The following is an 11,936-nucleotide window of genomic DNA, read 5'->3' as shown; positions in this document are numbered from 1 at the left end:
TACTACTTCAGCCGCGTGCCGGTCGAGCGCAGGTTCGCGCACGCCTGCTGCACGCGTTCGGCCATGCCCTTCTCGGCGGCCTTGCCCCAGCTGCGCGGGTCGTAGGTCTTCTTGTTGCCGACCTCGCCGTCGACCTTCAGCACACCGTCGTAGTTGCGGAACATGTGGTCCGCGACGGGACGCGAGAAGGCGTACTGGGTGTCGGTGTCCAGGTTCATCTTCACCACGCCGTTCTCCAGCGCCGTGGCGATCTCGGTGTCCGTGGAGCCGGAGCCGCCGTGGAAGACGAAGTCGAACGGGTTCTGCTTGCCGGTCTTGGCGGAGACGCCCTCCTGGAGGTCGCGCAGCAGCTCCGGGCGGAGCACGACGTTGCCCGGCTTGTAGACGCCGTGCACGTTGCCGAACGAGGCGGCCAGCAGGTAGCGGCCCTTCTCGCCCAGGCCGAGGGCCTCCGCGGTCCGGAGCGCGTCGTCGACCGTCGTGTACAGCTCGTCGTTGATCTCGTGGGTGACGCCGTCCTCCTCACCGCCGGTCGGGGTGATCTCGACCTCGAGGATGATCTTCGCGGCGGCGGCCTGGGCGAGCAGCTCCTGGCCGATCTCCAGGTTGTCCTTCAGGTTCTCCGCGGAGCCGTCCCACATGTGCGACTGGAACAGCGGGTTCTGCCCCGCGTCCACACGCTCCTTCGAGATCGCGAGCAGCGGACGCACGTAACCGTCGAGCTTGTCCTTCGGGCAGTGGTCCGTGTGCAGGCCGACGTTGACCGGGTACTTCTTCGCGACGATGTGCGCGAACTCGGCCAGCGCCACGGCACCGCTCACCATGTCCTTGCTGTACTGCCCGCCGAGGAACTCGGCACCGCCGGTGGAGATCTGGACGATCCCGTCGCTCTCCGCCTCCGCGAAGCCCCGGAGGGCGGCGTGCAGGGTCTGCGTCGAGGTGACGTTGATGGCGGGGTAGGCGAACTTGCCCGCCTTCGCCCGGTCGAACATCTCGTTGTAGACCTCGGGGGTCGCGATGGGCATCTGTCCGCTCCTTGGGTGTGTATCGGCTCTGCTGCGGAGGCCGGATCCGGGTCGACGGTGAGTCCGTGGCCGGATCGACGGGAATCAACGAAATCAACGGAACGACGTCATCGTCACCCCCATACTCCCAGACCGACCGCGGTGCTCGCCGCCACCGGAGGTGACAGTGTCCGGCCACCGGCCGTCATGCCGCTCGCCCCCGGACGTCGCCCGCCGCGGGCTCCCCGCCCGGGGCAGGCCCGCTCGGCGGCGGGCTTCCTCAGGCCAGGCCGAGATCCGCCAGCTCGTACGCGTGCAGATACCTCAGCCCCGCCGCCTCGATCGCCCGCGCCGCCCCGCGCTCGACGATGGTGGCCACCGCGGCGACCTCCGCGCCGGCCTCCCGCGCCGCCTCGACGGCGGTGAGCGGCGAGTTGCCGGTGGTGGAGGTGTCCTCGACGATCAGCACCCGCCGCCCGGCGATGTCCGGCCCCTCGATGCGGCGCTGCAGACCGTGCGCCTTGCCCGCCTTGCGCACCACGAACGCGTCCAGCCTCCGGCCCCGGGCCGCGGCCGCGTGCAGCATCGCCGAGGCCACGGGGTCGGCGCCCAGCGTCAGGCCGCCGACCGCGTCGAATTCGAGCCCGTCCGTCAGGTCGAGCATGACCTGGCCCGCGAGCGGCGCGGCCTCTCCGTCGAGAGTGATGCGGCGCAGGTCGATGTAGAAGTCCGCCTCCTGCCCCGAGGAGAGCGTGACCTTGCCGTGCACGACGGCCTTTTCCTTGATCTGCCGCAGCAGCGCGTCTGCAGTGCTCATGCCCCGGAGCCTATGCGGGCGGGACGGGGACACTACGACAGGGGCCGCCAGGTCCAGGTCGTGGAGATCTCCAGCGGCTGGATCGGAGTGACCAGCTGCGGATGGGAGTTGAGACCGTTGGGCGGACCCGTCTGCGGCTCCACGCACACGGCTTCCGGCTGCTCGTCGTACACGACGACCCACTCGGCGCGGCTCGCCACGTTCAACTCCAGCTGCCCCGGCCAGGTCAGGGTGACGTCGACGCCCTGCGGCATGCCGAAGCAGTCGTCCCAGGGGCCCGGGCGGGGAGCGATGCGCGAGCCGGTGGGAAGGTGGTCGACACCGCGCTCCTCCTGCCACTCCGGGTCGAAGTCGATGCGCACGTCACCGCCGCGTCCGCCGAGGTTGCGCAGGAACCACGGGTGCCAGCCGGCCTGCGCGGGGAAACTCGCGTCGGCCGCCTCGACGCCGAGAGTGAGCGTGAGGCCGTTGCCGGCCTCGTCGAGCTCGACGATCTGCGTCACCTGGCCCTCCCACGGCCAGGGGTCGCTCAGGTCGCACGTGAAGGCCGCCGACCGCTCGTCGTGCCGCAGGGTGCGCCACGCGCCGTCGCGCGCGGTGCCGTGGATCGCGTGCGGGCCGCTGTCCAGGGGGAGTTGGTACAGCTCGCCGCCGCTGCGGAAGCGGCCCTGGTCGGTGCGTCCGCACCAGGGGACCATGACGAACGATCCGTACCTGTTGCCCTGGCGCAGCAGCTCCGTACCGCCGACCTTCAGCGAGGCGAGCCGGCAGCCCCGGTGCGGTTCGACCGTCAACTCGGCGTCTCCGGCGCGGAGTGTGACATCGGCGTCGGTGGTGGCGGTGTCAGTCATGACGCGACCTTAAACCTCGGTACTTCCCGGCAGAGCACGACCCGGCCGTACGCCCTGGCCTGCACCTGCACCTTCAGCGGCGGCGGCGCAGGGCGCGCCCGATGACGACGAAACCGGCGACGACGGCAGCCGCTGCCGGCGCCACCCAGCGCAGCGCCGCCGAGTTGGCGATCGGCTCCGGCACCGGGATGGGGGCGTAGCGGCCGCGCGGCGGCGCGTGGTCGACCTCCTCGGCGCTGCGCCCGATCATGGTGCGGCGTGCGTGCGCCGCCTCGGCCTCGGCCGCGGCCTCCACCTCGGCCTCGTCGAGGGGTTCCTCGTTGAAGGGGTCGAGGGAGGACGGGGGGACCTCGGTGCCGAAGATGCCCTCGCGCTGCGGGGTCTCCCCCTCCGGGGCCGTGCGGTCCTTGTCCGCTTCCTTCCCCTGGGCTTCGTCGCCGGCCTTCTTCCCGCCGGTGCCAGGACCCTTCTTCTCACCGGTGTCACCGGACGGGCCCGGGGACTCCGGCTTGCTCTCGTCGGGGCCCGCGTCCCGGCCGGCGTCCGTGCCCTTGTCGGTGCCCTTGGCCGTGCCCTTGTCGGTGTCCTTGGGCTCCGCCCGGTCGCGGTCCTGCTCGCCGGCCCGGTCCTCGCCACCGGTCCTGCCGTCGGCAGCGGCCTTGTCCTCGGCGGACTCCGCCCGGCCCTTGCCGTGCTTCTCCTCCTGCGCCGCCTCGCGGTTGTCGGGGCCGGGGATGCCGGGGATGACGCGCTCGTTGTCGCCGGGCTCGCCGATGCCGCCGGTGGGCCCGGTTGTCGCCGCCGGTTCCGCCGCAGGCGCGTCCGGGGAGTCGAGTTCCGGCGGCGGGTCCTGCTGGATGCTCTCGCCGAGGGCGGCGCCGAACCGTTCCAGCAGCCTGTGCCCGGCCGCGGTCACCGTCTTCGGCTCGATGTCCTTGAGGCGTCCGTCCGCCTTGACCGTGCCCGAGCAGACCAGGCGGGTGCCCTCGCCGTCCTTCGCCCGCCTCGGTGCGACGGTGAGGTTCAGCCGCACGGAGCCGCTGCCCCGCGCCTCCGTGCCGGTGCCCTTGACGGTGAACTCCTCACCGCGAGGCGTGATCGTCAGGCTGCCCCGGTACGTGATCGTGGAGCCGCCGACCCGGACGCGCAGGCGTCCCTCGACGGTGCTTCCGGTGCTCTTGGCGTCCGCGCCTCCGGTGTTCCTGCCGGTCTTCGCAGGCCTGACGGCCTCGTCGCCGTCGAGTTGCAGACCGGGCACGCAGTGCGCCACGCGCCCGGGCTCAGCGAGCGCGGCCCGCACCGATCCGACGGAAAACGGAACGTTCACCTCGTGCTCCATAGGGCGGAGCCTACCCACGAGACCCCGTACATGTGACCGGTCTGCGCTGTTCCGGCGCGCAGCGCACCCGCGTGGGGGCGGAAGGAAGCCGGTGCGGAAGGAGGCCCGTGCGGCAGGAGGTCAGTAGCGAGGGCGCGTGAGCGTGGAGGGCGGAAGGCCCGGCACGCGGGTCCGCTCCGCCAGCAGCCCGGCCGAACGCAGTTGATGCGCAGTCAGCGGGTACGGCGGTGACACCCCGCCGTCGCCCGCGGCGCCGCCGCCGCTCACGGCCGTCAGCTCCGAGGCGCCCGCGGGCGCCTCGGTGCGGGGCTTCGCCGGGCCGCCGCGCCAGGCGAGCACGAACCCCCAGTCGCGGGGACCCCGGTCGCGGGCGTCCCTGTCGCGGGGACCCCTGTCACGGGGACCCCGGTCACGGGAGCGGGGCACCACGTACGGAGAGGTGCGCAGCCCGGCGGCCCGCAGCGTCGCCTCCACCGTCCAGTACGTGCGCGGGTCGGCGGTGGCCGGGCCGGCGTGCACGGCGAGACGTCCGTCGGCCGCCAGCGCCCGGTCCACCAGACCGTAGAACTCCTGCGAGTAGAGCTTCGCGACGTCCCGCACCCCGGGTTCGGGAAGGTCGGAGACGACGACGTCGTACGGCGCTGCCCCCGGATCCCGCGCCCGGTCCCGCAGCCATTCGAAGATCCCGGCATCGTGGACGACACGTACGCGCGGGTCGGCGTAGGCGTCCTCGTTGAGCCGCCGCAGCCCCGGGTCCGTGCGGGCGAGCCGCACCGCTGCCTCGTCGCCTCCGAGCACGGTCACCTCGCGCACGCCCGGGTGACGGAGCACTTCGCGCAGGGCCAGCCCGTCCGCGCCCCCCAGAATCAGCACCCGCCCGTGCCGGCCGGCGGCCATGGCGGGGCTGACGAGGGAGGCCTGGTAGCGGTCGCCGTCGGCGGACGAGGCCCGCATCCGCCCGTCGAGGAAGAACCGCAACGGCTCGGCGCCGTGCCGGTATGCCGTGGGGTCCGGATCGCCGGTGAGGACGGCCTCGCGTTCGCCGTCGCCGACGGCGACCCGCACGTCGTGTCCGTACACCGCCTGCCGCGCGGCCCGTTCGAACGGGGCGACGAAGGACGTGGCGGCGACCAGCAGCACCACCACCGCGCCGTTCGCGGCGAGCAGCCCCCAGCGTGTGCGGGTGCTCACGTCGTGGCGGAAGAGCCACAGCACGACGACTCCGCCCGCGCCCGCGTTCACGACGCCCGTCAGCAGAGCCCCCGTCAACTGGCCGAAGAACGGCAGCAGCAGGAAGGGGAAGGTCAGCCCGCCGACGAGCGCGCCCACGTAGTCGGCGGCGAAGAGGTCGGCGACCGCGCCGCCCGCGTCCTGGTGCCGGATGCGCTGGATGAGGGTCATCAGCAGCGGCATCTCGGCGCCGATCAGCACCCCGATGGCGAGCGAGAAGCCGACGAGCGCGACGTGCGCGCCGCCGAACCAGGCGAAGCTCGCGTACAGCGCCATCGCCGAACCGCCGCCGACCACCGCAAGCAGCGCCTCCACGGCGGCGAATCCCGTCGCCGCCCGGCAGCGCAGTCTCTTGGCGAGAAGCGAGCCGATGCCCATCGCGAAGACCATCACGGACAGGACGACGGACGCCTGTGTGACCGAGTCGCCCGCCAAGTAGGTGGCGAGCGCGACGAGTTCGAGCTCGTAGACGAGACCGCAGGCCGCACAGACGAAGACCGATGCGAGAACGAGCCCGCGACCGAGCCCGGCGGGCACCGGAAGCTGCGCGTCCTGGGGCTGGGCGAGAAGGCGGTCGGTCATGGCGCGAACGCTACGTGACGGCTTCCGTGCTCCCGGTCACCCACGCGCGGTCCGCGGCCGCGGACCGCGCGAGGCGAAGCGGCCGCGGACACCCCGTGTCCGGGCGCACGAGTTCGAGCCGGTCAACTACCGCACCGTCGCGGACGGTTCGGCGGTCCCGGAGAGCGCCGAGGACGGGGCGCACCGCGTACGCACGGCCGAACGCACCACGCATGTACGGGTGGAGACCAGCCGGAGCTCCTGCGGATAGGAGTGCCAGGTGCGCCAGCGCACCTGGCCCGCCGACCGCTGCACCATCAGTGCGGTGAACGCGTCCGGTGCGCCGGGGAACACACCGGTGAGACCGCCGGGATGGCCGGAGACGAGTTCGAGCAACTCCTGGGCGCGGCCCGCGAACGAGGCGGGCGTGAGCGTTTCGACGCGCGCCGCGAAGTCGTAGTCCCACGCGCCGGTTCGGCGCGAGACGGCGAGCGGCAGCGGCGTGCTGCCGGGCATGCAGGCGACGGTTTCCGAGCAGGTGCGTCCGTCCTCGTCGAGGATCACCTGGTGCGATGCACCCAGGAGCCTCAACTGGACGGTGACGCCGTCGAGTTCCAGTTCTCGGCAGGCGAGCGCGGGCAGCGGCCCGCGGCCGAGGGCCCACGCGAGGTCGTCCGCGCGGGTGTCGGTGTACGGGGTGGAGAGAGTGGTGAGCATGGGTCGGCTCCGCAGACACACAGTGGAGGGGTGAACCGGGCGCTCTCCCGACGAGTGACAAGGGGTCGTGCGCCGGCGGCTCGTACCCACGCCAGTTCCGGGGATACAGAATCACCGAATCATGAAATGTGTGCTGCCACAGCTCTATTGCCCAAATTCTCCGGGTTTCCATCCCCCCGGGGGCCAGGCAGTTCAGATGTTCAACTGCCGGGCTCTCTCGACGGAGGGACGGATTCCCTGTAAGGCGGTCCGGGCCCCTGCGCGTGCCCGCGCGGAAGGCCGGGCGCGAAGGTCAGGCGCCGCCTCCGCAGCCACCACCACCACCGCCGCCCCCACCGCAGCCGCCGCCACCACAGGACGAACCGCCGCCGCAGGAACCACCGCCGTCGTGGCCGCCGCCGGCCCACCAGCCGCCGCCCGCGGCAGCGCCGCCGCCCGAGTACCGGCCACGGCGCTTGCGGCCGCCCCCGGAGGACGAGGAGGACTTCTTCGCGACGACCGCGACGATCCCGACGACGATTCCCACGAAGACCATGAACACGAACACTTCAGCGACACCGACCATGGGCGGTTCCCCCAATCACTTGCGCGGTGCCGCCTCGCACCGCTCTGCACCCGGGCCCGGACGCCCCCAGGACGCCCGAACCCGCCGGCCACCTGCCGGCGTGTGGCGCTCCTGCCCCGCACTCCCGTTCCTCAAAGCACAGTTGAGGAAGAGGAGAGGTTGGGGACCGCGGCAGCGCACATCCCCCCGGAATGCGTGCGCGTGGGCCGAATGCCCGCTGCGGATGCGGATGTCCCGTGCCGTGCATAGCGTCGCCATCGACCGCCATGTACGGAGCGTTCTTGATCCAGCACTGATCGTGCACGGAAGAGAAGAGGAGCATTCGCATGCGCGTATCCACCGCTGCCGCCACGGCCGCACTCGGGGCCGCTGCCCTGCTGGCCTCGACGGCCGGCACCGCCACCGCAGCCCCGGCCGACGCCGTCGGCGGCCACGGCACGCACGTCGTACTGCTCGACGGCGCGCAGGAGGTTCCCGGCCCGGGCGACCCCGACGGCACCGGCAGGTTCTTGTACCGCATCTCGCACGGCAAGCTCTGCTACAAGCTCAGCGTCAGCAACGTCGCGCCCCCGACCGCCGCCCACATCCACATCGGACAGAGCGGCGAGGCAGGCCCGGTCATCGTCACCCTGAACACGCCGCCCGAGAACGGCTCGTCCTCCGGCTGCATCCGCGCGCAGCGGACCCAGACCCAGGCCAACGCCTCGACCGTGCTGACCTACTGGGAGCTCGAGGGCATCAAGCGGAACCCGTTCTTCTTCTACACCAACGTCCACAACGCGCAGTTCCCGGCCGGGGCCGTTCGCGGCCAGCTCTGACGGCTCATGACAGGTGGCCCCGCTGCCGCGACCGTTCGTGGCAGCGGGGGTTCCGTGCGCTGCGGTCAGGGAGTTGAGGAACGCGGACGCTTCCCTCAGGATGACCGCCATGACTGCTGATCAGGGAGCCACGGGACGCCCGCTGCTCAACCGGCGCCTCGCGGAGTTCGGCACCACGATCTTCGCCGAGATGTCCGCCCTCGCCGCCCGTACGGGCGCCATCAACCTGGGCCAGGGCTTCCCGGACACCGACGGCCCCGAAGCAGTGCGCGAGGCCGCCGTGCGGGCGCTGCGCGACGGACGCGGGAACCAGTACCCGCCCGGCCCCGGCGTCCCTGAGCTGCGCACGGCCGTCGCGGCCCACCAGCGGCGCTGGTACGGGCAGTTGGGCCTCGACCCGGACCCGGACACCGAGGTGCTGGTCACCGCCGGCGCGACCGAGGCCATCACCGCGGCGCTGCTCGCGCTCGTCGAGCCCGGCGACGAGGTCATCGCCCTGGAGCCGTACTACGACTCGTACGCCGCCGCCATCGCCATGGCCGGCGGCACCCGCGTTCCCGTCACGCTGCGGCCGTCCCCCTCGGAGGGCGGCGCGCAGGGGGAGGGCACCTTCCGGCTGGACCTGGACGAGCTGCGCGACGCCGTCACCGACCGCACGCGGCTGATCCTGCTCAACACGCCGCACAACCCCACGGGCACGGTGCTCAGCCGGGACGAGCTGGCGGCGATCGCCGAACTCTGCGTCGAACGCGGTCTGTTGGTGGTCACCGACGAGGTCTACGAGCATCTCGTCTACGAGGGCGAGCACATCCCGATCGCGTCGTTCCCCGGCATGCGCGAGCGCACCGTCACCATCAGCTCGGCCGGCAAGACCTTCTCCTTCACGGGCTGGAAGGTCGGCTGGGTGACGGCGGTGCCGGAGCTGGTGAGCGCGGTCCGCTCCGCGAAGCAGTTCCTCACGTACGTCTCGGCCGGGCCCTTCCAGTACGCGGTCGCCGAAGCGCTGGCCCTGCCCGACAGCTACTACACGCAGCTGCGTGAGGACCTGCGCGCCCAGCGTGACCTGCTCTCCCAGGGCCTCGCCGAGGCGGGCTTCGGCGTCTTCCGAGCGCCCGGCACCTACTTCGTCACGACCGACATCCGCCCCCTGGGCGAGAGCTCCGGCATCGACTTCTGCCTCGCACTGCCCGAACGCTGCGGCGTGGTGGCGGTGCCGACGCAGGTCTTCTACGACCACGAGACGGCGGGCGCCCCCTTCGTCCGCTTCGCCTTCTGCAAGCGGCAGGAGGTGCTGGCGGACGCCGTCACGCGACTGAAGGGCGCTCCCGGCTGAGGCCCCGCCGAGAGCGCCGACCCATGTCCCCGGAGCTGCTCGTCACGGGGTTCACACGGGGCCGCGGGGTGGCTGGCACGGATGATCCGGGGGCGGAAGCCCGGGCGGTCCGGCGTCGCCCGCACCGCCGGGCAGGAGCGAGAATCGACAAATACACTAAAAACGGGCAATTCATCCAACACAGCCCTGGAAGAAGATGCCTACAGCCACCTTCACCATCGATCACGCGGCGCACGTGACGTCGTGGAGCCCCGCTGCCGCCGCATGGTTCGGCCGACCGGCCGCCGCCGTGCTGGGCAGGCACTGCCGCGTGCTGTTCGCGGAGACCGCGCAGAGCGCACTGGCCGAGGCCAGGGACCGCGCCGCGGCCGGGGAGGACTACAGCCGGGTCGTGCCCATGACGTTCGGTGACGGGGCGCAGCAGGACGTACTGCTGATCTGCTCACCCCTGTGGGAGGACGGCGCGCAGGGCGCAACGCGGGGACAACCGGAGGGACGGGCCGCCACCGGGCTGCTGTGCGAGGTGAGCGACCCGGCACAGCACGACGGCGGAGGCGGCACCGGGGAAGGAAGGGCCGCGTCCGCCCCTGACGGGGGCCTCGCGCCCTTCATGGACGCCTTCGTGCAGACCTCTCCGCACGGCATGGGGATTCTCGACACGGATCTCCGCTACGTGATGGTCAACGACGTGCTCGCCCGTTTCAACGGGATACCGGCGGAGGACCACGTCGGGCGCAGCGTGAGCGAGGTCGTGCGGCCCGCGGACCGGGGCGAGTACGAGAAGCACCTGCGCAAGGTCATGGAGACCGGCGTACCCCTGCACAACGTCCTCATCTCCGGCCGTACCGAGGGCCACCGGGACCGTGACCACGTCTGGTCCGTGACGTTCTTCCGGCTGACCGCACAGGACGGCCGCGTACTGGGCCTGGGCGGGCTGATCGTCGACGTGACGCAGCGGGAGACCGCCCTGCTGGAGGCCTCCGCCGTGCGCCAGCGGCTCGACATGGTGAACCAGGCCGGCAGCAAGGTCGGCACCACCCTGGACATGACGAAGACCGCGCGGGAGCTGACCGAATTCGTCGTGCCCGACTTCGCCGACGTCGCCACCGTGGAGATGCGCACCGACTTCCTCGACGGCAGCGCCTTCGCCGACCACGGCAGCCCGGTGGCCACGATCCTGCTCGCCGGACGCGCCGCCGCCGACGGTCCCTCGGGCAGGCCGCGCTCCGCGGTCTCCGGCCGACGGCACGAGCACCCGGTGGGATCTCACGCGCACACGAGCCTGTTCTCGGGGCTCTCCTGGCACGCCGAGAGGCTCGAGGAAGAACAGGCCGCGGCCCTCGCCTCGGAGGAAGCCCTGCCCTGCCTCCGGGAAGCCGGGCTCGGCTCGGTCGTGATGGCGCCGCTGGTGGCCCGCGGCCTGTGCCTCGGGCTCGTCACGTTCGGCCGGTCCGCGGAACGCGAACCCCTCGACGAGGACGACCGGCGGGTCGCCGAGGAACTCACGGCGCGCACCGCCCTGAATCTGGACAACGCACGGATGTACGACGAGGAGCGCCGGACGGCACTGGCGCTCCAGCGCACCATGCTGCCGGGCGAGAAGGAGATACCCGTACGGCAGGGCCTGGAGATCGGCTACCACTACTGGTCCACGAGCCGTTCCGCGGACGTCGGCGGCGACTGGTTCGACGTCATACCGCTCTCGGGCCACCGCGTCGCGCTGGTCGTAGGCGACATGATGGGCCACGACATACACGCCGCCGCCGGTATGGGCCAGTTGCGCACCGCGATGCACACGCTCGCGAGGCTCGACCTGGAGCCGGTCGACCTGCTGACCCGGCTGGACAACATCGTGGAGAGCAGTCCCGCGATGCAGCACGCCACATGCCTGTACGCCGTGTACAACACCGTGACCCGGGAGTGCAGCATCGCGAGCGCCGGCCACCCGCCGCCGATGCTGCGGCACCGGGACAGCTCCACCGGTCCGGTCCCCGTCGAGCCGGGGGTGCCGCTCGGCATCGGGCTCGGCGTACCGGACTATCCCGTCACCGACCTGGTGCTGCCGGAGGGCGGCACGCTGGTGCTCTACACGGACGGCCTGATCGAACAGCGGGGCAAGGACATAGACGAGGGCATCGAGGCGCTGGAGTCGGCGCTGACCGCTCCGGGGCCGTCCGTCCTGTCGGTGCAGCAGTGGTGCGACAACGTGGTGGGCAAGCTCGCGCCCTGGTCGGCGGGCGACGACCTCGCGGTCCTCATGGCCCGGGCGACGCCCATGCCGGGGTACAGGAGCGTGCGCTGGACCCTTCCGCCCGAGGCGGCCATGGCCTCCCGGGCCCGGCAGCTCATCGACCGGACGCTGACCGACTGGGGTCTCGACGCCCTGCGGGAGACGGCCCGACTGCTGGCGAACGAGCTGGTCACGAACGCGTTCCAGCACGGGCGGGGAGACGTCGGGATCCAGCTGGCCAAGGGCGCGAGCCTGGTGGTGGAGGTCTCCGACGCGGACGAGCGTCTTCCGCACCGTGCGGAGCTGACCGCCGACGGCCAGTGGGGAAGGGGGCTGGTACTCGTCAACGAGCTCGCCGGAAAGTGGGGGGCGCGGTCCGTCACCTCCGGCAAGGTGGTCTGGTTCGAGCTTCCGGTCACCGGCTGACCACGGGATTCCTTGCCCCGCAACGGAGTTGATCGGGTACCTCCG

At 72.1% G+C, this 11,936-nt stretch carries 10 protein-coding genes; 3 read left to right on the top strand and 7 right to left on the bottom strand.

From position 1 onward, the window contains the following. Positions 1–2 precede the first annotated feature (2 nt). The 7 genes from fbaA to EV375_RS20100 form a co-directional block, all read right to left on the bottom strand. A complete protein-coding gene (fbaA, locus tag EV375_RS20130) occupies positions 3–1,025 on the bottom strand; it encodes a class II fructose-bisphosphate aldolase (RefSeq protein ID WP_130300670.1) in 1,023 nt (340 codons plus the stop codon). Positions 1,026–1,284: 259 nt separating this feature from the next. Next, the gene (gene pyrE, locus EV375_RS20125) at positions 1,285–1,821 is read right to left on the bottom strand and encodes an orotate phosphoribosyltransferase (RefSeq protein WP_130300669.1); all 537 of its coding nucleotides are present in this window, start codon (positions 1,819–1,821) and stop codon (positions 1,285–1,287) included. Between the two features lie 32 nt (positions 1,822–1,853). Next, positions 1,854–2,672 carry an aldose epimerase family protein gene (locus EV375_RS20120; protein ID WP_130300668.1) on the bottom strand — a complete coding sequence of 273 codons (819 nt, stop codon included), beginning with the start codon at positions 2,670–2,672 and terminating at the stop codon, positions 1,854–1,856. 73 nt (positions 2,673–2,745) lie between these two features. Next, positions 2,746–3,999, bottom strand: coding sequence for an SRPBCC family protein (locus EV375_RS20115; RefSeq protein ID WP_486588596.1), 1,254 nt, complete (start codon positions 3,997–3,999; stop codon positions 2,746–2,748). 132 nt (positions 4,000–4,131) lie between these two features. Then, on the bottom strand, positions 4,132–5,823 hold the full coding sequence (locus tag EV375_RS20110; RefSeq protein ID WP_130300666.1) for a polyamine aminopropyltransferase: 1,692 nt from the start codon (positions 5,821–5,823) through the stop codon (positions 4,132–4,134). Positions 5,824–5,949: 126 nt separating this feature from the next. After that, the gene (locus EV375_RS20105; RefSeq protein WP_130300665.1) at positions 5,950–6,519 is read right to left on the bottom strand and encodes a DUF2617 family protein; all 570 of its coding nucleotides are present in this window, start codon (positions 6,517–6,519) and stop codon (positions 5,950–5,952) included. 292 nt (positions 6,520–6,811) lie between these two features. Then, the gene (locus EV375_RS20100) at positions 6,812–7,084 is read right to left on the bottom strand and encodes a hypothetical protein (protein ID WP_207228193.1); all 273 of its coding nucleotides are present in this window, start codon (positions 7,082–7,084) and stop codon (positions 6,812–6,814) included. 326 nt (positions 7,085–7,410) lie between these two features. On the opposite strand from EV375_RS20100, the gene EV375_RS20095 reads away from it, so the two are divergent. From EV375_RS20095 to EV375_RS20085, 3 genes are all read left to right on the top strand, one after another. After that, positions 7,411–7,902 (top strand): CHRD domain-containing protein, encoded by a 492-nt coding sequence (locus tag EV375_RS20095; protein WP_130300664.1) that lies wholly within the window; start codon positions 7,411–7,413, stop codon positions 7,900–7,902. Between the two features lie 100 nt (positions 7,903–8,002). Then, entirely contained in the window at positions 8,003–9,235 is a 1,233-nt protein-coding gene (locus EV375_RS20090) for a pyridoxal phosphate-dependent aminotransferase (RefSeq protein ID WP_130300663.1), read from the top strand. Positions 9,236–9,431: 196 nt separating this feature from the next. Continuing rightward, entirely contained in the window at positions 9,432–11,891 is a 2,460-nt protein-coding gene (locus tag EV375_RS20085; protein WP_130300662.1) for a SpoIIE family protein phosphatase, read from the top strand. Positions 11,892–11,936: the final 45 nt, after the last annotated feature.

Source organism: Streptomyces sp. CNZ301 (assembly GCF_004217425.1).
The sequence above is the reverse complement of the archived record's forward strand: the minus strand, read 5'-3'. Positions and strand labels throughout refer to the sequence as shown.